A 20,807-nucleotide genomic window follows, 5' to 3' on the forward strand; every position below is an offset into this window, starting at 1 on the left:
GTTTGTCAACGCGTCATTGTTCCCGGATCCCGGGTACCGAATCCTTTGAGGCACGGTCCCACGACCGTAGAACCGGGAGTAATGCGTTGACAGTCTTCGCCTACGGGTTGGCCATCGTGCTGGACCTGACGATCATCTTCATCGGGGTGCGGTTCCTGCTCATACCCGAGACGGCGGCGGCGGCCTTCGGCGTCCCGGCCCGCGCCGACGGCGACGCGGGCCCCTACCTCACCGTCAAAGGCCTGCGCGATATCACCTCGGGCGTAATCGGTTTGGCGATCCTCGCCTTCGCCGGCGCCTCGGCCGAAGCCTGGTTCATGCTGGCCGTGGCCCTGACCCCGTTCGGCGACTGCGCCATCGTGCTGCGCAACGGCGGCACCAAGGCCGCCGCCTTCGGCATCCACTTCGCCACCGCGATCCTCGTACTCATCAGCGCCGCACTGCTTTTCGCCGCCTGATCGACACGCTCGGGTAAAGCGTTCCCGCTCAGGAGGTTCCGAGCCGGAGCTGAACCAGTTCGGCCAGTCCGGCACGATGCTGCGCGGGACCGCCGAGACCGATCTGATCGGCCTTGGCGCGCTTGAGATAGAGGTGGGCCGGATGCTCCCAGGTCATCCCGATGCCGCCGAGCAGTTGTACGGCTTCCTCCGCCGCGTGCACCGCGATATCACCGCAGTACGCGGCGGCGACCGCGGCCGCGATTTCGGTGTCGGGATCCCCGGCCGCCAGCGTCCCCGCGGCGTATCCCGCTACCGCACGGGCGGATTCGACCTCGACGTACAGCTCCGCGAGCCGATGTTTGACCGCCTGGAATCCGCCGATCACCCGGCCGAACTGTTGGCGGGTCTTCAGATATTCCACCGTGGTGTCCAGGCACCAGGCCGCCACGCCGACCTGTTCGGCGGCCAGCAGCACCGCTCCGGCGCGCAGACCCGCGCGCAGGGCCGCGGTGCCCGCCTGCGCGCCGACCACCGGCTCGCTCGCGGCGCGGTCGATGGTGACATCGGCCAGCGGCCTGGTCATATCGAGCGAGATCACCGGTTCCACCGTGACCGCCGCGGCCGGAATCGCGTGCACCTCGGTGCCTTTCGCGGTGCGCACCGCCGCGAGTACGGTATCGGCCTCCAGCGCCCCCGCCACATTGGTCACCCGGCCGGAGATCCGGCCGTCGGCGTCCCGGTGCAATCCCGGAACCTGCGCGGAGGTCGCGGCCGAGAACGGCGCGAGCAACGCCACCGTGCTGTCCCCCGCGGCGAGGTCGCCGAGCAGTCCGGAATCCCCGGCCAGCAGGACGGTCGCCGCGATCACGCTGCTGGTGAGGAAGGGCACCGGTGCGACGAACCGCCCGAGTTCCGCCAGCACCACCGCCGCGTCCCGGGCCGAACCCCCTGCCCCGCCGCGGTTTTCGGGAATCAGCAGCCCCGCCAGCCCGAGTTCGGTCGCGATGACCGGCCACAGTGTTCCGGTCAGACTCCGATCACCCGCGTAGGCCCGCAGCACCTGCGCCGGAGCGCAGCGTCCGGCCAGCAGTCCGCGCACCGAATCACGCAGTGCGACTTCGGTATCGGTGTCGAGCAGCAGGATGTCCGCGCTCATCGGATGAGGTCCTTCCAGGCGATGTCCTTATCGGCGCGGGCTTCGGCCGGTAGTCCCAGCACCCGCTCGGCGATGATGTTCCGCAGAATCTCCGAGGTGCCGCCTTCGATCGAATTGCCTTTCGCGCGCAGGTAGCGATAGCCCGCGCCGCGACCGGCGAAGTCGACCCGGTCCGGGCGCACCATGGTCCAGTCGTCGTAGCGCAGCCCATCCGCGCCGAGCAGTTCCAGCTCGAATCCGGAGAGCCGCTGGCTGATTCGCGCGAACGAGAGTTTCAGCGCCGCGGTCTCCGGCCCCGGCTGACCGGTGGCCACCCGCTGGCGCAGTCGCGCGGCGGACAGCCGGGCGGCCTCGGCTTCGACCCACAGCCGCAGCAGCCGATCCTGTAGTTCCGGGGTGTGCCCGGCGGTGTGCTCCCGCCAGGTGCGGGTGACCGCGCCCAGCATGCCGCTCTCGCGCGGGGCGGCCCGCCCGCCGATGGCGACGCGCTCATTGTTGAGGGTCGTATTCGCCACCCGCCAGCCGTCACCCTCGGCGCCGAGCCGATTCGCATCCGGAATGCGCACATCGGTGAGGAAGACCTCGTTGAATTCGGCTTCCCCGGTGAGCTGGCGCAGCGGCCGCACCCGCACCCCGGGATCGCTCATATCGCAGATGAAGTAGGTCAGTCCCGCGTGTTTGGGCCGACCCGGATCGGTGCGCGCGATCAGGATCGCCAGGTGCGCCGCATGCGCGGCGGACGTCCACACCTTCTGCCCGTTGACAATCCAGTCGTCGCCGTCCCGGACCGCGCGCGTTCGCACCGCGGCCAGATCCGATCCGGCGTCCGGTTCGCTGAACAGCTGACACCAGATCTCCACACCGCTCCACAGCGGCCGCAGGAACCGCCGCCGCTGGTCATCGCTGCCGCAGGCCAGAATGGTCGGCGCGGCCATACCGAGCCCGATTCCATTGAGTTCAGCCCTGTTCCCCGGCGCACCGGCGTGCTCGAACAGAGCGTCGACATAGGGCTGCCACTCCCGGTCGATATCCATGCCGCCCAGTCCGACGGGGAAATGCACCCAGGCCAGGCCCGCGTCGAAGCGAGCCTGCTGGAAGCGCACCGCATCGGTGTCGGCCGGATCATCGGCGGCCAGTACCGCCCGCACGCGGCGGCGCAGATCCGCGCGCACCGCTTCGGAATTCGTCGTGACGGTCCGCTGCGGCATATCAGAGGCCCGTATCCACGCGATAGCCGTCGGACGCGGCGTCCACGGCGAGCAGGGAGATACCGAAGCGCCCCTCGATGCCCCAGACGCCGAATTCGCCGAGCTTGTAATAGAACTCGCGCGGGGTCTTGCGGAAGGTGTCGTACACGGTTCTGCGCATATTCTCTCCGAGTCGCCTGAGCTTTACTCGATAGTAAACACTTATCGCGGTGATACGCCAGACCATGTATGAAAATACCGACTTCAACAGCAGATACCCATTGACAGTGCTTCCGCGCCTATGGAACGTTACATGCAGTTTGTTCCATACAACTGACGATGTTGACGGAGACAGCCATGAAGGCCTGGCAGATAACACAATTGGGCGAACCCGCGGAGGCGCTGCGGTGGACCGAACTCGACGATCCGATCCCCGGCCCCGGTCAGCTGCTGGTCCGGGTGCGCGCGGCGGCGGCCAATTTCCCGGATGTGCTGATGTGCCGCGGCGAGTATCAGGTCCGCCCGGAGTTGCCGTTCACACCCGGCGTCGAACTCTGTGGTGAGGTGATCGCCGCCGGTTCCAGTACCGGCGAGTTCCGGATCGGCGATCGGATCATCGGGGTGACGTCCATGCCGCACGGCGCGTTCGCCGAACTCGCCGTCGTCAACGCGACCGAGGCTTTCCTGGCTCCCGCGGTCCTCGAGGACGCGCAGGCCGCCGCGTTCCATATCGCCTACCAGACGGGATGGTTCGGCCTGCACCACCGCGCGGCACTCCAGCGCGGTGAGACGCTGCTGGTGCACGCGGCGGCGGGCGGAGTCGGCAGTGCGGCGGTGCAATTGGGCAAAGCCGCGGGCGCTCAGGTCATCGCGGTGGTGGGCGATGCGGACAAGGCCGCGATCGCGCGCTCCCAGGGAGCCGACATCGTGGTGGATCGCACGAGCGAGGATTTCGTCGCCGTCGTGCGCGCGGCCACCGACGGACAGGGCGCGGATGTCATCTACGACCCGGTCGGCGGCGACACCTATGCGCGCTCCACCAAATGCGTCGCCTTCGACGGCCGCATCGTGGTGGTCGGGTTCGCGGGCGGCAAGGTGCAGACGCCCGTGCTCAATCACGCACTGGTGAAGAACTATTCGATTCTCGGACTGCACTGGGGGCTGTACCGCGAACAGCGGCACCGTGCGGTGGTCGAGGCGCATGACGCGCTCACCGAATTGGCGAACAAGGGCCTGATCGCCCCGGTGATCGACAGTCTGATCGCACTGGCCGACCTGCCCGCCGGACTCACCCGGCTCGGCGGCGGCGCGACCGTCGGCCGCGTCATCGTCCAGCCGTGAGCCCCGCCCGCCGGCACCCGGCCGTCCACATCCCGAGGAGCACCCCGTCATGGCCAATATCGTCGACCGGATCTGGCAGTACGCCACCGACGAGCCGGAGCGCATCGCGCTGCGGACACCATCCGATGACCTCGGCTACGGCGAACTGATAAGCCGGGCAGCGCGTTTCGGCGGCATACTGCGCGGTTCCGGTCTCCGCGCCGGTGATCGAATGGTCCTGATCGCACCGACCCGGCCCGAATTCGTGATCGCCTATCTCGGCGCGCAGCTCGCCGGGGTCATCGTCGTCACCATGAACACCATGGCCACCGCACCCGAAATCGACTGGGTGCTGGCCGATTCGGAGGCAACGCTGATCGCGGCCTGGCATACCGGCACGGCGGCCGCGGCCGCCGCGTCCACCGCTCGCCGCGTCCGGTACATGGCACTCACCGCCGACATCGGCATGATCTCGGAATACACACTGCCGGAACCGATCTCGCGTGACCCGGACGATACGGCGGTGCTGCTCTACACCTCGGGAACCACGGGTAAACCCAAGGGCGTCGAGTTGACCATTGCCAATCTCGGCCATACCGCCCGGGTCTACACCGAACAGCTCGGATTGCGGCCCGATGACCGGCTCGGCACCGGCCTGCCGCTGTTCCACGTGTTCGGGCAGGCGGTAGCGCTGCTGACCGCGTTGAATATCGGCTGTCCGTTCTCACTGCTGGAGAAGTTCACCCCGGACGCCATGCTCGAACTCATTCGCGATCACCGGCTGACCGTGGTGGCCGGGGTGCCGACCATGTGGAACGCCATGCTGCACGCCGAGGGCGATTTCGGCGCGGATGATCTGCGCGGTCTGCGACTGGCGGCGTCCGGTGGCGCGGCGCTGCCGCGGGAGGTGGTCGAGGCCTTCGCGGCCCGGTTCGGCTGCACCATCCTGGAGGGCTACGGATTGACCGAATCCACCGGCGCGGCAACGTATCAGGCGCCGGGGCGCACGCATCCGCCGGGTTCGGCGGGGCAGGCGCTGCCCGGCACCGATATCGAGATCCGCGATACGCACGGCGTGCCGGTGCGCATCGGGACGGTCGGCGAAATCCACCTGCGCGGTCCGAGCGTCATGAAGGGGTATTGGCGGCGGGCGGACGCGACTGCCGCCGAACTGTCCGGTGGCTGGCTGCGCACCGGCGATCTGGGCTATCTCGATTTCGACGGCCACCTGTTCATCATCGATCGCCTCAAGGAGTTGATCATTCGCGGCGGCTACAACGTCTACCCGCGCGAAGTCGAAGAGGTGCTGTACCGGCATCCCGGTATCGCCGCGGTGGCGGTCATCGGCATACCGGACGCGCATCACGGGGAGGAGGTCGCCGCGGCCGTGGTGCCGATGCCCGGCCATGACCTGAACACGGAGCAGATCCGGGCGTGGGCGAAGGAACGGCTGTCCGCGTACAAGGTGCCGCACCGCTTCGCGTTCGTGGCCGCGCTGCCGATCGGGCCGACCGGCAAGGTGCTCAAGTGCGCGATCGACTGGAACTTGATAGATCTAACGTTCCATAAGAGTTGAAGTTGAGCTGCTATTTTTCGAAAACAGCATTACCAATAGGTAAAGCATGTTAGCAATAGGGAGGCTCAACGACGTCCCAGGAGATCCGATGCCCACGCACTCCCCGATCCGCCGCAACAGCACCCGCCGACTACTTGTCGCAGCCGTATTCGCTTGCGCCGCAGCACTTTCCACCGGAAACACGGCTACTGCCGCGCCCGTCTACCCGGTGCCGTACGGCCTCGGCGAGGGATTGACGCACTATTTCGACCCGGCGTCGCCGCCCGGCGCCAATGACTGGTCCTGCCGCCCGACAGCCGAACACCCCGAACCGGTCATCCTGCTGCACGGCCTCACCGCGACGCAGGCAGCGGACTGGGCATCGCTCGCCCCGCTGCTGGCCAATAACGGCTACTGCGTGTTCTCGCTCAACTACGGCATGGAATCCCGGCTGCCCGCACCGCTGAACACGGTGCCGGGCCTCGGGGACATGATCGATTCGGCCACCAACCAACTCGCGCCGTTCGTCGATCGGGTGCTCGCCGCGACCGGCGCCGAACGCGTCGATTTCGTCGGGCATTCCGAGGGCACCGTGATGCCGCGCTGGTACATCAAATTCCTCGGCGGCGCCGACAAGGTGGCCAAATCGGTGAATCTGACCCCCATCAACAACGGCACCCACGCCAACGGTGGCGCCCTGCTGGGGGCACTGCTGTCCCGCGTCGGATTATGGGACCGCGCACAGCAATTCGCGATCGACACCGGCTCCGGGGCCGCGGTGCAGCTGACCGCCGGATCGAACTTCCTGGCGGCGCTGAATTCCGGTGTGGCCTACCAACCCGATATCCGATACACGTTCATCATGACCCGCTACGACGAGCTGGTCGTGCCCTACACCAGCGGACTGGGCCCCATCGCGGCCAATGTCACCAACATCGTGGTGCAGGACCAATGCCCGCTCTCGATCTTCGAACACAATGGCGCGTCCTCCGATCCCGTTGCCCTGCAACATGTTCTGAACGCACTGGATCCCGAGCACGCCCAGCCGGTCAACTGCTTCGGCCGGCCCCGCAACGGGTGAATTCCCCCGTTCTCCGGTAACTCCTCTCCACCGATGGATCACGGAAGTACAGCATGACTCGTACGCATATCGCGGCCGACCCGGCGCCCATCCCCGCCGCGACGGGCATCTGGGGCCGCCAATTGGACCGATTCCCCGGCACTTTCGCCCGCACCCGATATCTGGGCATCACCATCGCCGCCACCGTGGTGCTCTACTACCAGCTCTACGCCCAGGGCACCGTCGCCACGAAAATCATTGCCGACCTTCATATGTCGCTGACCTACTTCATCGTCATCCAGATCGCGGGCGGTGCGATCGGCGCGATCGGCTCACTCGCGGCCGGACTCGCGGATCGGTGGGGCCGGGCCAATCTCGTGGTCTACGGACTGGCGCTGGTATCGCTGCTGATGCTGTTCGCGGCACCGAACGTGCACGGCGAGACCGCGTATCTGATCGTGTTCGTGCTGATCAGCGGCGTGGAAGGGGTGATACTCGTTGCCACACCGGCACTGATCAGAGATTTCTCCCCGCAATTGGGGCGCGCCTCGGCGATGGGGTTCTGGACCCTCGGCCCGGTGCTCGGCAGTCTGCTGGCCACCGCCATCTCGAGCAATACCCTGGACGACCATCCGCGCTGGCAGTTCCAATTCCAGGTCGCGGGCATCGTCGGCTGGATCGTGTTCGCCATCGCGTTCATCGGGCTGCGCGAGCTCGCACCGGCGCTGCGCGATCAACTGATGGTCAGCATCCACGATCGCGCGCTGCTGGAGGCCCGCGCCCGCGGCATCGATCCGGAACAGGCACTGCGCGGACACTGGCGGCAGCTGTTGCATATTCGAATCGTGTTGCCCGCCTTGGCGATCAGCAGCTATCTGCTGTTCTACTACCTGTCCGTCGGCTTCTTCGTGCTGTTCTACGTGACCACCTACGGCTATACCGAGGCGCGGGCCAACGCACTGGCCAATTGGTATTGGATCGCGAACGCGCTGACCCTGGTGATCTTCGGGCTGCTGTCCGATCTGTTCCGGGTGCGCAAGCCGTTCATGCTGACCGGAGGTCTGATCAGCGCGATCGGCGTCGCCTGGTTCGCCATCGCGACCCGGGCGGGCGATACCGGCTACTACTCCTTCGCGGTGATCATTCTGGTTATCGCGATCGGTTCGGGCATGACCTTCGCGGCCTGGATGGCGGCCTTCACCGAAACGGTCGAGGCACGCAATCCCGCCGCGACGGCGACCGGATTGGCCATCTGGGGCGCGAGCGTGCGGGTCGCGGTCGCGGCGGGATTCACCGCGCTGATCTTCCTGATCCCGGCGGCGAACACCCTGGTCGACGCGGGACCGCGGGTGCATGAACTCGCCACCCGGTATGCGGCCGAGCTGACCACCCTGCAACGACTCAGCCCCGCGGTGAAAGCCGAATTGTCCACGCGGCCGGACGATCCCGTGGTTCAGGCGGAGGCGCTCGGACAACTGGCGGACCTGCCCGCGGCCGATATCGGCAGAGTGTTCTCGCTACAGCGGCAACAGAATTCGGCGACACTGTCCGGACCGGACCGGGAATTCCTGGCGGCGACCGGCGACCGGGTGGCGGCGGCCGCCACCGCATTGCGGGCGACGAGCGCGGTGCCCAAGGACGATCTGGCCTATCTCACCGCGCACGCTGCCAAAGTGCGCGACGCGGCACATGATTCACCCGATCAGTGGGCGCGGCTGTGGTGGCTTTGCTTCGCGGCCCAACTGCTGTTCCTGCCGTCCATCTGGTTGCTGACCGGTCATTGGAGCCCGACGGCAGGACGCGCGGACGCCGAACGGCACCGCGCGGCCGTACGGGCCGAACTGCTGGCGGCCGAAACCGCCTAGGCCACAGTCGATTCGGGGCCTTCCGAGGTGGAAGGCCCCGAATCGTCTATGCCGAGCAGGGTGCGCTGCACCTGCTGGAGATGTTCGACGTCTCCGCGGATATCACCGGCCGTATCGTCGTAAAGGAAAGCCTCGCCGACCCGGGCCAGGGCGTATGCCAGGGCCGCGGAATCCACGGGTGGGCGGTAACCGTCGTGTTCGCGGGCGCGATCGATGAGGGCGCTGATCACGGCGACGCTGCCGGTGTGGACCGGGCCGTCGGCGCGGGTGATCAGGCGCAGGGCATCGGCCTCGTTGGCCAGGAAGCGGCGCAGCGCCGGATCGGCGGCCACCGCCCGGGTGGCCCGGTCCAGCACCTCCGAAATGCGCAGTGCGCCGCGACTGTCGCGGCGACCGTCGATCCCGAGGACGAGCTGTTCGAATTGCCGGGCGAAGGCGGCTCCCAGCAGGCCCTCCCGGGAGCCGAACCAGCGATACAGGGTGGTCCGGCCGATACCGAGTTCCGTTGCGACCGTGCCCGCTTCGAAGCGCTCCGCGGTCCGGAAGATGCGCATGGTCGCGTCCAGCACATCCTCGGCGGTGGCTCCGGGCTGGCGGCCGGACGGTCGCCCGGCGGGCACGGGACGCCGGATCTCCAGTGCCGGATAGGGTTCCACGGATTCCTCGGTATCGCGCGACGACGGACCGTTCGCGGGCGGGGCGGTGCGGTCCAGAGCGCGCGCGGCCTCGGGATCGAGTTGGCGCAGCGCGGCGACGATCATCGAGACCGTCAATTCGGCGGCGGCGGTGAAATCGAGTTGCCGCTCGACGGCCTGGGTCACCCCGCGCACCGCGATATCGGTGACGATCGCGGCGCAGAATTCCGCGCTGGCCGTCCAGGCCCGGTCGTCGCGCTCGTGTTCGGCCCGAATCAGATCGGCGATCCGCGCCGCGATCGGACGCAGCACCTCATCGGAGATCTGCCGGGCGTGCGGCCGGTTCAGCGATCCGAACAGCAGCCGGAAACCCTGATCGTGCCGCGCCGCGTACTCGAACAGCGCGTGCGTGGTGACATCGGTGTGCCGCTTGATGCCCAAACCGGCCGCGCTCCGGTAGCTTTCGAGCATCCAGTCGCGCAGCCGCTCGGCCTCACGGCGCACGCACGCCTCGAACAGCTGTTCCTTACCGCCGAAATGCGAATACAGCGTCGGCTTGGAGGTTTCCGCGGCCGACGACAGCTCTTCCATTGTGGCCCTGTCGAACCCGGACCTGCCGAAGACCGCGATGACCCCGTCCAGCAGGGCGTCATCGGTCGGGCGCACCGCGGTCGAGCGCCGGCGTTTCCCGGCGCTGTCGAGGTCCGGCTCACTGTTCGAGACGGTCATACCGCCCTACGTTACCGGCAGGGCTTTCACCTGCGGGTTGTCGAGGTGCGGCGGTCACCAGCCGGGACGGCCACCGAGGGGGACGTTGACCCAGCTGGGTGCGGACGGATCGATATCGATGTGCTGGGGCAGCAACTGGCTCTCATTGAGCAGCGGCCGCAGCGGCAGACCGCGCGGGAAATTGAACGCGAAGATGTCCACGCGCAGGCGGTGGCCCGGTTGCAGCACGGCGTCGGTGGCGGTCAGGCCCAGGTCGAGCTGGGTGGCCTGGCCCGGGACGAGCGGTTCGCGGGTGTCCAGGGTCAGATAGGGGTACGGGTCGGTGTAATCGCCGTTGGCGGAGCGGGAGGACCTGGTGTCATCCACTTTCCGCAGTGAGGCGGTGAGCTGGCCGGAGGTCAGCACCTTGGAACTGCCGTCGGGGCCGACATCGTTCAGCGTGGCGGACCAGTAGCCGTCGGTGGCGTCCAGCACCGTGTTCAGGTGCACGCTCACCGGACCGGAGACGATGGTCGGTTCGGCCACCGGCGGACTGGTGAAGGTGAGACCGTTGAGTTCCATCGGGCGCGCGTCCTTGGCGCAGATATCGAGGATGGCGGTGACACCGGCGGTGCTCTGCGCGGAATCGCGGGAGCACAGGCTCATCAGGCCGGGGGCGACGGTAAGCCGCTGGGCCGCACCGGGTTCGGTGGTGAGGCTGCCGTCGTGCACGCTGGCGTTGGTGGTGCCGCTGGGCGCGCCCGAGAGGTACAGGCGGCGGTAATCGGCTTCGGCGCGGGGGAATTCGCCCGCGGTGGTCCAGGAGCCGCCCTGCTGGAACAGCGTCACCGGGCCGTAGCCGTCGATACCGTTGTCGATGCCCTTGAGCCATTTGTCGAACCAGGTGCGCTGCAACACATCCAGGCGCGGCGGGGTACCCGGCGCACCGAAACCGCTGCCCGGATTCGCATGGTAGGTATCGCCCATGATCAGCTGTTTCTGCCCGGGCGGCAACGGAATCGCGTTGTAGATGCGCGGTTCGGAATAGGTGAAGATATCGTGCCAGCCGCCGTAGACCATGGTCGGCACCCGCACCTGATCCGGATGCCCGAGCCAGCCCTGACGCAGCGAACTGTTCGTCTCCAGCAGGCTCTTCAGATTGTCCGGGATCTCCGGGACGCTCTGCACCGTCAATGCCTGAATGATGTAGTCGAAGAACGTCATCGGGCTCTGCGAACGATCCGCCAGCCACTTCCAGTCGAAGTTCCCGCTGAACAGCGCGGTCAGATCCGGCATGAGCTTGAGGAAGTTCACGCCCAGCAACCACGGCGGAATGAAGCCGAAGCCGAGCGCGCCACCGGTGGCCAGCACATCGCGCACCAGATCGCTGCCCGGTTCGACGGGGAAGATCGCCTTCAGTGCCTCGGGATGATGTTCGGCGGCATGCACCTGATTGATGGCGGAGTACGAGATGCCACTCATGCCGATCTTGCCGTCCGACCAGGATTGTCTACTCGCCCAATCGATCACCTCGACGCTGTCGAGCTGTTCGCGTTCCTGGAAGACCTGCCACACGCCCTCGGAGAAGCCGGTGCCGCGCACATCGGCGACGACCTGCGTGTACCCGCTCTGCACCAGTTTGCGATCGGCGGCGAACAGCCGCGCCGCACCACCGGGCAGCGCCTTGGTGAGTTCGGTGAGCCCGCCCAGGCCGACACCCGAAAGATCGAATCCGGCAAGGAAATTGGTCAGGATATCCGGCAGCACCGGGATCGACAGCGCCGAATCCACGATGTTGGACACGAGTTTCGTGTACGGGGTGAGGTTCACGATGGTGGGCAGCGGGGTGTCCACGATCCGGCCCTGCGCGTCCATCGGCCGATACACGTTGGCCTTCAACACTGTTCCGTCACTCATGGTGATCGGCACATCCCAGTCGATGTGCACATTCGGATACAGCGGAGCGTCCTGCGCGGCCGTCCACGCGGCGCCGAGCGCACCACCGTCCGGCGCGGTGGCCGCGACCGGTGTGGCGAGCGCGCCGACGGTGACCGCCGCCGTGAGTAGGGCGAGGACGCCGATGGCACGTCCCCCGAGATTCCTGAGTTTCATTCATCCCCGCGAACTCTGAGAAACATTTACGTACCTAGCGGTTGGTGACTGTAACCAGCGACACGCTCGGACGCAATGATGCCGCTCGCCACATTCCCCGATGCCGCACCCGCCCCGCCCGTCCGGTGCCACACTGGGGAAATGCCGGGGGCGGATGCCGAGGTGGATGTACTGATCGTCGGGGGTGGGCCGGTCGGGCTCACCGCGCGAGCGCTGCTGCAACGCTGGGGCGTGCGGGCGCTGCTGATCGAGAAGCACCGGGAACTTTCGCCGTTCCCGCGCTCCCGGCTGGTGAATGTGCGCTCCATGGAGATCTTCCGCGGACTCGGGCTCAGCGCGGCCATGACCGCCCGCGCCTTCGCGGCGAAATACGGGCGCATTCGATTCCGCGACAATCTGCAACACCCGGATTTCGCCACCGCCGCCATGGTCGGCGTCGATGCCCCGATCGCGCAGAGCCCGGAGATCGGCATCGTCACCTCACAGGACCGCCTCGAACCCACCCTGCTCGCGGCGGCGCGCACACCGCTGTGGTTCGGGGCCGAACTGGTCGAACTGCGCGATACCGGCGATGGCGTCGAAGCGGTGCTCGATGATCACGGTGCGGCGCAGCGGGTGCGGGCGCACTACGTCATCGCCGCCGACGGCGCGAATTCCACGGTGCGACAGGGACTCGGCATCGGCGTCACCGGACCGGGGGTGATGGCGGATTTCACCACGGTGGTATTCGACGCCGACCTGCGGCGCTGGTGTGCGGACCGGCCCGCCGGGGTGTACTTCACCATGGACGGACTGTTCGCACCGCTCTATCCCGAGGGCGGCTGGGCCTGGTTCGCGCGCACACCCGAATACCGCTCCGATTGGCCCGAACTCGTCGCACAGGCGCTCGGACCGGACCGGGATATTCCGATCGAGATCGTGCGAATCCAGCACTGGTCGATGAATGCCATTGTGGCCGAACAGTTTCACCGAGGTCGGATACTGCTGGCCGGGGATGCCGCGCACGCGCTGCCCATCGTCGGCGGGCTCGGCATGAACACCGGCATCGCCGATGTGCACAACCTCTGCTGGAAACTCGCCGGACTACTGCACGGCTGGGCCGGACCGGCACTGCTGGAAAGCTATGCGGCGGAACGACAACCGGTCGCCCGGCGCACCCTCGGGCAGGCGGTGGCCAATACCCAGCTCACGCTCCAGGTGCAGCGCCGACGGCAGGAACAGATCGCACACGGCGCCGGTGGCTCGGCCGAGATCGAACTACCCTGGTCGGAACAGTATTTCGCGCAACTGGGGCTGGTACTCGGGGCGGCGTACCACTCCAACGCGGTGCTGGGCAGCAGCGAATCGATAAGCACCGGAACCGATTATCTGCCCACACCGCTGCCCGGCCATCGCATGCCGCACCTGTGGCTCGGCCCCGAACGCTCCACCCTCGACGCGCTCGGCGAATGGTTCACCCTGTTCACCCCGGACCCGGCCCGCTGGGGACAATCCGCCGGCCGCTGGCCGTTGCGCCTGGAACCCCTACTGCCCGAACACGCCTACTGTTGCGGGCTCGGCACGGGCGGCGCACTACTGGTTCGACCCGACGGCCATATCGCCGCCCGCTGGGATGCGGGTCCGGCCGGCGCCACGGAACTGCGCGAGGCACTCGGGGCCGTCACAGGCTAGGCGAATACCTCAGGGCAACAGGCGAACCCGGTCCGCCACCACCGCGGTGGCGGGCTTCGGACCGGCCCCGCAACTGGCCTGCCGCGGGGCATAGGCGACCGTGCGGGCGGTGACCAGCCAGCTGCGGCCGTCGCGATGTGTCACGGTGGCCGCGCCCGCGCAGGTGGCCGGATCGCGGGCGGTGGCGCTGTCGATATCGGTGGCGGTCACGATGAGATCGTCGATCAGTGCGGCGGCATCGGAATCCCCGGCGGCGGGCTGCCCCGCACCGGAGGTATAGCTCTCATCGCTGATCAATTGACGGACAGCGACTTCCGCGACCTGCTCGACCGGGGTGTAGCAGCTGCGGCCGCGGAAACCGGTCAGGCCGACCTCACCGCGATCGGCGGCGGCGACCATGGCGAGCGCCGCATCCGCGTCCAGGCGACCGTAGGTCAGACCCGAGGGGAGCGCGATCACGGCGGGAGCGAAGCGGTGACCACCGGTGTGCGAGCACTCCCAGACCCGGTCGGGGTACTCCTCCGCCAAACTCGCGGCGATGGGGCGGCCCAGCCGCGCGCAACACTGATCGCGTTTGCCGTGCGCGCAGACCAGGATCGGCGATTCCGGCACGCGCGCCCCGATACCCGGTGCGGGACCGTTCAACAGGTGCAGGTCCAGATCCAGCAGTTCCTTCAGATCGGTGATCTCGAACCGCTCGCACCACGACCCGCGCGGGCGCGTACTGGCAATGAGAACCGTTCGCACACCGGTGAATTCATTGCGGCCGGGACGGCGAATCAGGGTCGGGCGCACGTGCGCGGCCTTGGTGCGGGCGGCCAGATCCGCGGTGATCTCCGGACCAAGCACCTCATCGCCGATCACATCGCGGCCCCAGGCCCCGGGTTGTTCGATGCACAGCCAGCCGGTGATGCGCGTCGCGCTGCCGGGGAGCGGAACCTCCAGGGCGGCAGTCGAACACGGCATACCGTCGAATTTCATAGTGGTTGCCCGTCGGACAGTTTGCGGATGAGCTGGTCCAGGCGGCGCGCCCGCGCCTCCGGGCGAACGGCGCTGCCCAGGTGATAGTCGACGGCGATGCGGGACTGCACCGGCAGGGTTTCGAAGAAGGCCGCCGCCTCCGGATGCCGGGCCAGCGCCGCGAGGAAATCCTCCGGCAGATCGTCGGGCTCCGCGTTGGCCCAACGGCCGTCTTCCTTGGCGCGGTCGATCTCGGCCTGTCCGGCGGGATGCATGAGCCCCTGGTCGATCAATTCCGTCACCAGTTCGGTATTGCGCTGCGACCAGGGGCTGCGGCGGCGGCGCGGGGTGAAGCCGACGAGATAGAACTCCTCGTCCACCGGTTTGGCCTGACCGTCGATCCAGCCGAAGCACAGTGCCTGCCGCAGCGCGGCGGCATGCTCGAGCGAGATATAGCCGGAGCCTTTCTTGGCGAGTTTCATCCAAATGCCGTCCACTGCGGCGTGATTGGCCGACAGCCATTCCCGAAACGACTGCTCATCGGCGAAGAACAGGGTGGGACGCTCGAGTGCGGACACGGTCTAACTGTAGATTCCGCCCGAACCACCGGTGTTCGGTGCCCGGAAAACGCAATATGCCGGATTTGCACTCAGGGCTGCAGGAACGGCAGCACCGCGGCCTCGAATTCCTGATACCGATCCCGGTGAATACTGTGCCCGGAACCGAACACCCGCACCGCGAAATCGGGCACCGCCGCGCGCATCGACTCCAGCTTGACCGGATCCACCATGCCGCCCGGCCCGCCGCGCAGGAACAGGGTCGGCGCGGTGATCTCGCCCAGCCCCTCCCACCACTCCGGATACGGTTTACGGAACTGCTCCAGCGCGGTCCCGGTCATGGATCGATCGAACGCCAGCACCGCCCGCGGATGGCGCAGCACGCTGGTGGTGGCATGCCACAGCTCCGGCACCGACGGCAGCCGCCGCGTGAATGTCACCTGCTCATCGCCCGAGCGCAACGGCAGCGGCTGCTCCTCGATCACCAGACGGCGCACCAACTCCGGACGCCGCATGGCAACCCAGGACACCGCGTACCCGCCGAGCGAATGCCCGACCAGGTCGACCCGATCCAGCCCGAGCCGCTCGCACAACCCCAGCACATCGGCCCCGAACTCCGGGAAGAGATAGGACTCGGTATGCGCACTCCGCCCGTGCCCGCGCAGATCCGGAATCATCACCCGCCGACCCTGCCGCACCAGCCGCGCCGCGAACCGATCCCAGGTATGCCCGTCCCCGCCCATACCGTGCACCAGCACGACCGGCGGCTCGGCCGCATCCCCCGGCCCGGAATCCCGATAGGCGATCAGCACGTCCCCGAACGCCTCGCGCGCAACCGTCAACTCCACGATCATCAAGCCTACGGACCCGCTCTCCACCCCGCCGCCGGTTGTGCGCATCGCCATAGCGAATGAATCGCGGCAGCCGCCATAACTGTCAACGCGCGTTCGAAGGCCGCGCCGACTGCCGAATCGGCGAGTGACCGGTCTGCGATTACTCGTAGAGGCCCTCGACATGCCAGGTGCGGTCGTAGCCGAGCAGCAGCAGGACGCGGTTATCGGAATCCAACTGAACCTGGGCGCGAGCCGCCACCCCGTGCTGGATCCCATGAACCCACCACCGGTCGTCCAGCGGCCAGGGCCCCGCCCAGCCGGTCAGCGTCCAGGAACGACTACCCCAGTGCAGTTGTGCCGGGTCCGCGGTGAACAGGCCCCGATCGGTGACCCAGATCGGAGCGCCGTCGGCACCCTCCAACCGCACCTCGGGGCGGCTCGCCCACACCACGGTGGGAGCGGGTTCGGGCAGGCGGCCGGGCCACGGCTGAGCCGGATCCGCCGCCGGAACCGGCTCCTCCCCGAGCGGAACCAGCGTGACCCGTTCCGCCGGACCGCGCCCGCCACTGAGCACCCCCAACCGCACCGCATCACCCCCGAGCAACCCCTGCACCCGAACCAACGCCCGCCGCGCCCGCTCCTCGTCCTCACCAACCCCACCCCACAGCCCCAACTGCAACGCCCCCGCCGAAACCACCTCGATCGGCTCCAGGCGCAACAGGGTGATCGGATCCGCCGGAGCGTCATCCCATACCGGTATCGAATCCTCTTGCCCACCGGAGATATTGCGCCGGGCGGCGCGGGTGCGGTCGAGGGAGCGGCGGGTGAGCCAGCCGTCGAGTTGCCAGCGGACGCGGTCGGCGGTGCTGTCGGGGGTGAGGGGTTCGGCGCAGCGCCAGATGCGGGAGAACTGTTCGCCGGATTCGGTTTCCGCGTGAATGGCCAGGCGGGTGCAGGCCACCGCGGCGGCGGCGAGCGATTCGTGCAGGCGGGTGGCGAGCAGGCGACCGGCGAAGGCGGCGGCGTCCACCCGGTCTATCGGTGGATCGCAACGGTATTCGACGGTGAGGTCGGGAGCGGGAGTCTGCGCCGACGGCGGACGTTCGGGTTGCGCGCGCGAACACCGGTGCGCGGCAATGGCATCGGAACCGAACCGGGAGGACACCTCGGCCGGGGTCAGCGCCGCGAAATCCCCGATGCGGCGCAGACCCAGGCGGTGCAGCAGATCCACCAGGTCGGCGCGCTCCGGCGCGGCCAGCGCCGGTTCGGCCGACAATTCGGAGACCGGCAGCGGCGCAAGGAATTCCGCGCCCTTACCGGTCTCGACGATGGTGGCGCGGCGGGCCGCCAGCACGGCGGTGGACATCTCGTCGGCGATGCCGATCTGGCATTCCACCCCGACCGCCGCCACCGCGTCCACCAGTCGTTCCGCCGCGATCTCCTCCGATCCGAAGAATCGCGCCGCACCGCGCGCCGACAGCACCAGCAGTCCGGGCCGCAGCACCTCCACCCCGGGCACCGTCGCATCGACCGCCGCCACCACCGGCTCGAACAATCGCGCGTCCCGATCCGGATCATCCTGCGCCACCAGCAATTCCGGGCAGCGCCCCTGTGCGTCGCGTTTGCGCAGCCCGCGCCGCACCCCCGCCGCCCGCGCCGTCGCCGAACACGCGATCACCCGATTCGCCGACAGCACCGCCACCGGCCGCGTCACCGGTGCGCCCGCCTCGGCGGCGGCCGCGACGGCGGGCCAGTCCAGGCACCACAGCGCCACCACCCGCCGCGCCTTCACATCGGCCCCGGCGAGAACGTGCCACTACAGCGCGGCATGACGCCCGAGCCGATCGCGGTCAGGAGACAGCATGGCGCACGGCGGTGAGCGGTTCGGCGGCAACATGATTCGTATCCACCCATTCGACCCGGCCGTTGTTCGGGCAGAGCGCGAGCTTGCCCGTGCGGGGCTGTGCGGATCGCCCCTGCACCGATACATCCAGCCGCAGGGTGCGCAACCTGCCGCGACCGCGCCCGAGACCGGAGTACTCGTCGACCCGGGTGTCGATGCGCAGCACCGGACCCGCCCAGGAGCCGCCGGTCACCACCAGGGTGGAACCGCGATTGCGCGCCCGCGCGGTGAGCACCCGGGTGCGGGACATGGGTACCCGAGCGCCGTTCAAGCCCAGAACCACCAAATCCAGACCATCCAGCAACACCGAGGCGACCTCCAGCGGATCCGAGCCCGGATCGGCGACAACGGCCAATCGCTCCAGCCGCGCACCCATTTCCGCCGCCGCCAGCAAGCCGAAACGCGGCAGCCCGATCACCGCGGCATGTCCGCCGGAACCGGTCACCGCCGCCAGCAAACCGGACAGCAACGCGTTCCCGCCGCTGTATCGCACCACCGATCCCTTGGCCAAACCGCCCTCGGGCAAAAGACTTTCGAGCGCCGCGGGCACCGGCAGCGCATCCCGTCGCAGGGATTCGGCCAGCGCCCGCGCACCCACCTCCTCGGCCATTTGCGGACTCACCCGCGCGGGCGGCGCACCCGCCGCCGAACTCCCCGGCACGATCGGCGATACGCCGGTCACAGCCCTGCTATCAGCGCCGACGGGCCGCAGCTCGGCTGTGTCCGGTCGCGGTCCGGCGGTCGCGGCGCGCGGTGCCGCCGCCGCGCGCGGTCCGGGCGCGGCCGCCGCCTGCACCCCGCGCGCCGGAATGGCCGCCATGCGTCGCCGCAGTTCAGCGAGCTGCGCCTGTTTCGCTTCCGACGCCGCACCCATGCACGCACCACCTCTCCCAACCGATGTCCGAGCCCGAGGAGACAGCACCGATCCAGCTACCTAACATAATCGAATATATGTTCGATCGATGCAAAGTAGAACTCGAGTGTCGCCGCGCGTCAAGAGGGTGTGGCGCAAACGTTCGGCTTCGAAGGAGGCCGTTCAGGATGGTTTTCCGCTACCCTGCACCCGTGACCGAACGCGCCCGTCCCATCGTCGGCCCCGATTACCTGGTTGCCGGCCGCTATCGCCTCCAGTCGAAGCTCGGTGGCGGTGGCATGGGTGCGGTATGGCTGGCCACCGACCGCCTACTCCACCGCGATGTCGCCATCAAACAGGTGCTCACCACCGCCGGACTCAGCGAGGACGAGGCGCAGGAGGTGCGCAAGCGGATCATGCATGAGGGCCGGGTCGCGGCCAAGCTCTCGCATGAACACGCCATCGCCGTCTACGACGTCGTCCTCGAGGCCGGTGAGCCCTGGCTGGTGATGGAGTACCTGCCCTCGCGCAGTGTGGCCAAGGCGCTTTCGCTGGCCAACGCGCTCTCCCCCATCGAGGTGGCGCAGATCGGCGCACAGGTCGCCGACGCGCTCGCCACCGCGCACGCGGCGGGCATCGTGCACCGGGATATCAAGCCCGGCAACATTCTGGTCGCCGATCGCGGTGACGAGGTCGGCATGGTCAAACTCAGCGACTTCGGCATCTCCAGCGGTGCGGGCGACGCCTCGGACGATCCCGGCGACGTCATCACCGGCACCCCCGCCTATCTGCCGCCGGAGGTCGCGCGCGGCACCCAGCCCAGCACCGCCAGCGACGTATTCTCGCTCGGCGCAACGCTGTACACCGCCATCGAGGGCCAGCCGCCGTACGGCTTCCACGAGGACAGCGATGTGATCGTGGAACGCGCCGCCATGGCGCAGATCATTCCGCCGCAGCGCAGCGGGCAGCTCACCGAGGTGCTGCTGCACATGATGGAACCCGCGCCGCAGCGCCGCCCCACCATGACCGAGGCGCGCAATGAGATCCTCACCGCCGCATTCGGTCCCGGCACCGCGCCCTACATTCTGGGCGCGCCCGTGCGCACCGATGACGGCACCATTCCGGCCTGGGCGGCCCGCAACTCCGCCGCCGGACTGCGCAGCCCGAACTCCAGCCCGCTGCCCCGGCCGCAACGCGCCAATGCCGCGACTCCGGCTGCGCCGCAACAGCAGTCGAAAGGTTTCGACTTCGCCAAGCTCGGCCCCAACGCGGGACCGCTCGCGGTGGCGATCGGCCTGCTCATCGGCCTGCTGATCATCATCGTCATTCTGGTAGCGCTGTAATTCAGTCGATACGGCGGCGATGCGCCCAGCGCGTCAACGCGTTTCGATTGGACTGCTGAGTTTTACGCAGCACGTTCGAGGCGTGGGTCTCGACGGTCTTCACCGAGATGAAGAGGTTCTCGGCGATCTCGCGATAGGTGTAGCCGCGCGCCAGCAGCCGCAGCACTTCCAGCTCACGCGGTGTGAGCGAATCGAGTTCGGGATCCAGCGGCGGTTCGGGCACCTGCGACTTACCGGTGAACGAGTCGAGCACGAAACCCGCCAGGCGCGGGCTGAATACGGCGTCGCCACCCGATACCCGGCGAATGCCGTCGGCCAATTCCGGGCCGGAAATCGTCTTGGTGACATAGCCGCGCGCCCCCGCGCGAATCACCGCGATCACATCCTCCGCGGCATCGGACACGCTGAGCGCCAAGCACACCGGCCCCGCCTCGATACCCTGCAATACCGCCACGCCGCCACCGTCCGGCATGTGCACATCCAGCAGCACCACATCCGGCGTGGTCGCCTTGATACCGGCGATGGCCTCGGCCACCCCGCCCGCCTCGCCGACCACCTCCATATCGGATTCGCGGCTCAGCTCGGCCCGCACCCCGGACCGGAACACGGCGTGATCATCGACCAGAAACACCCGGACGCTCAACAACAT

Annotated in this window: 18 protein-coding genes; 7 read left to right on the plus strand and 11 right to left on the minus strand. The window is 68.1% G+C overall.

Features of this window, described 5'->3' with window-relative positions:
* Positions 1 to 86: 86 nt before the first annotated feature.
* The gene (locus tag ACFVUS_RS16080; RefSeq protein ID WP_387766131.1) at positions 87 to 458 is read left to right on the plus strand and encodes a DUF4267 domain-containing protein; all 372 of its coding nucleotides are present in this window, start codon (positions 87 to 89) and stop codon (positions 456 to 458) included.
* 28 nt (positions 459 to 486) lie between these two features.
* Here ACFVUS_RS16080 and ACFVUS_RS16085 read toward each other — a convergent pair whose 3' ends face one another.
* Genes ACFVUS_RS16085 through ACFVUS_RS16095 form a run of 3 tightly spaced genes read right to left on the minus strand, consistent with a single transcriptional unit; the run spans position 487 to position 2,964 of the window.
* On the minus strand, positions 487 to 1,596 hold the full coding sequence (locus ACFVUS_RS16085) for an acyl-CoA dehydrogenase family protein (RefSeq protein ID WP_387766134.1): 1,110 nt from the start codon (positions 1,594 to 1,596) through the stop codon (positions 487 to 489).
* Entirely contained in the window at positions 1,593 to 2,804 is a 1,212-nt protein-coding gene (locus ACFVUS_RS16090) for an acyl-CoA dehydrogenase family protein (protein ID WP_387766137.1), read from the minus strand. Before ACFVUS_RS16090 ends, ACFVUS_RS16085 begins: the two co-directional genes overlap by 4 nt.
* A 1-nt stretch (position 2,805) precedes the next feature.
* Positions 2,806 to 2,964, minus strand: coding sequence for a hypothetical protein (locus tag ACFVUS_RS16095; protein WP_387766140.1), 159 nt, complete (start codon positions 2,962 to 2,964; stop codon positions 2,806 to 2,808).
* Between the two features lie 176 nt (positions 2,965 to 3,140).
* Between ACFVUS_RS16095 and ACFVUS_RS16100 the strand changes: the two genes are divergently transcribed.
* The 4 genes from ACFVUS_RS16100 to ACFVUS_RS16115 all read left to right on the plus strand — a co-directional run bounded on the left by ACFVUS_RS16100 (position 3,141) and on the right by ACFVUS_RS16115 (position 8,583).
* A complete protein-coding gene (locus tag ACFVUS_RS16100) occupies positions 3,141 to 4,124 on the plus strand; it encodes an NADPH:quinone oxidoreductase family protein (RefSeq protein ID WP_387769903.1) in 984 nt (327 codons plus the stop codon).
* Positions 4,125 to 4,173: 49 nt separating this feature from the next.
* The gene (locus ACFVUS_RS16105) at positions 4,174 to 5,679 is read left to right on the plus strand and encodes a class I adenylate-forming enzyme family protein (protein ID WP_387766143.1); all 1,506 of its coding nucleotides are present in this window, start codon (positions 4,174 to 4,176) and stop codon (positions 5,677 to 5,679) included.
* Positions 5,680 to 5,767: 88 nt separating this feature from the next.
* Complete coding sequence (locus tag ACFVUS_RS16110) at positions 5,768 to 6,739, plus strand: lipase family alpha/beta hydrolase (RefSeq protein WP_387766146.1); 972 nt, start codon at positions 5,768 to 5,770, stop codon at positions 6,737 to 6,739.
* A 53-nt stretch (positions 6,740 to 6,792) separates the two neighbouring features.
* Positions 6,793 to 8,583, plus strand: a complete 1,791-nt coding sequence (locus ACFVUS_RS16115) for an MFS transporter (RefSeq protein WP_387766149.1) — start codon at positions 6,793 to 6,795, stop codon at positions 8,581 to 8,583.
* Here ACFVUS_RS16115 and ACFVUS_RS16120 read toward each other — a convergent pair.
* Together ACFVUS_RS16120 and ACFVUS_RS16125 are read right to left on the minus strand one after the other, a co-directional pair.
* Positions 8,580 to 9,947: a QsdR family transcriptional regulator gene (locus ACFVUS_RS16120; protein ID WP_387766152.1), complete on the minus strand. Its 1,368-nt coding sequence runs from the start codon at positions 9,945 to 9,947 to the stop codon at positions 8,580 to 8,582. The genes ACFVUS_RS16115 and ACFVUS_RS16120 overlap by 4 nt on opposite strands.
* Before the next feature lie 54 nt (positions 9,948 to 10,001).
* Positions 10,002 to 12,038: a CocE/NonD family hydrolase gene (locus ACFVUS_RS16125; RefSeq protein WP_387766155.1), complete on the minus strand. Its 2,037-nt coding sequence runs from the start codon at positions 12,036 to 12,038 to the stop codon at positions 10,002 to 10,004.
* A gap of 141 nt (positions 12,039 to 12,179) precedes the next feature.
* On the opposite strand from ACFVUS_RS16125, the gene ACFVUS_RS16130 reads away from it, so the two are divergent.
* The gene (locus tag ACFVUS_RS16130) at positions 12,180 to 13,709 is read left to right on the plus strand and encodes an FAD-dependent monooxygenase (protein WP_387766158.1); all 1,530 of its coding nucleotides are present in this window, start codon (positions 12,180 to 12,182) and stop codon (positions 13,707 to 13,709) included.
* Positions 13,710 to 13,718: 9 nt separating this feature from the next.
* Here the strand turns inward: ACFVUS_RS16130 and ACFVUS_RS16135 are convergent, their stop codons facing one another.
* From ACFVUS_RS16135 to ACFVUS_RS16155, 5 genes are all read right to left on the minus strand, one after another.
* Positions 13,719 to 14,675: a sucrase ferredoxin gene (locus ACFVUS_RS16135; RefSeq protein WP_387766161.1), complete on the minus strand. Its 957-nt coding sequence runs from the start codon at positions 14,673 to 14,675 to the stop codon at positions 13,719 to 13,721.
* A gap of 11 nt (positions 14,676 to 14,686) precedes the next feature.
* Positions 14,687 to 15,247, minus strand: a complete 561-nt coding sequence (locus ACFVUS_RS16140) for a YdeI family protein (protein WP_387766164.1) — start codon at positions 15,245 to 15,247, stop codon at positions 14,687 to 14,689.
* A gap of 71 nt (positions 15,248 to 15,318) precedes the next feature.
* Positions 15,319 to 16,080 (minus strand): alpha/beta fold hydrolase, encoded by a 762-nt coding sequence (locus tag ACFVUS_RS16145; RefSeq protein WP_387769906.1) that lies wholly within the window; start codon positions 16,078 to 16,080, stop codon positions 15,319 to 15,321.
* A gap of 139 nt (positions 16,081 to 16,219) precedes the next feature.
* The gene (locus ACFVUS_RS16150) at positions 16,220 to 17,851 is read right to left on the minus strand and encodes a DNA polymerase Y family protein (protein ID WP_387766167.1); all 1,632 of its coding nucleotides are present in this window, start codon (positions 17,849 to 17,851) and stop codon (positions 16,220 to 16,222) included.
* A gap of 58 nt (positions 17,852 to 17,909) precedes the next feature.
* The gene (locus tag ACFVUS_RS16155; protein WP_387766170.1) at positions 17,910 to 18,836 is read right to left on the minus strand and encodes a hypothetical protein; all 927 of its coding nucleotides are present in this window, start codon (positions 18,834 to 18,836) and stop codon (positions 17,910 to 17,912) included.
* Between the two features lie 167 nt (positions 18,837 to 19,003).
* Here ACFVUS_RS16155 and ACFVUS_RS16160 point away from each other — a divergent pair, with 167 nt between their 5' ends.
* Positions 19,004 to 20,158, plus strand: a complete 1,155-nt coding sequence (locus ACFVUS_RS16160; RefSeq protein WP_387766173.1) for a serine/threonine-protein kinase — start codon at positions 19,004 to 19,006, stop codon at positions 20,156 to 20,158.
* A gap of 1 nt (position 20,159) precedes the next feature.
* Here ACFVUS_RS16160 and ACFVUS_RS16165 read toward each other — a convergent pair whose 3' ends face one another.
* Positions 20,160 to 20,801 carry a response regulator transcription factor gene (locus tag ACFVUS_RS16165; protein WP_364640581.1) on the minus strand — a complete coding sequence of 214 codons (642 nt, stop codon included), beginning with the start codon at positions 20,799 to 20,801 and terminating at the stop codon, positions 20,160 to 20,162.
* Between the last annotated feature and the right edge of the window lie 6 nt (positions 20,802 to 20,807).

The organism is Nocardia sp. NPDC058058, from assembly GCF_042885355.1.
In the GTDB taxonomy this organism is placed as follows: domain Bacteria; phylum Actinomycetota; class Actinomycetes; order Mycobacteriales; family Mycobacteriaceae; genus Nocardia.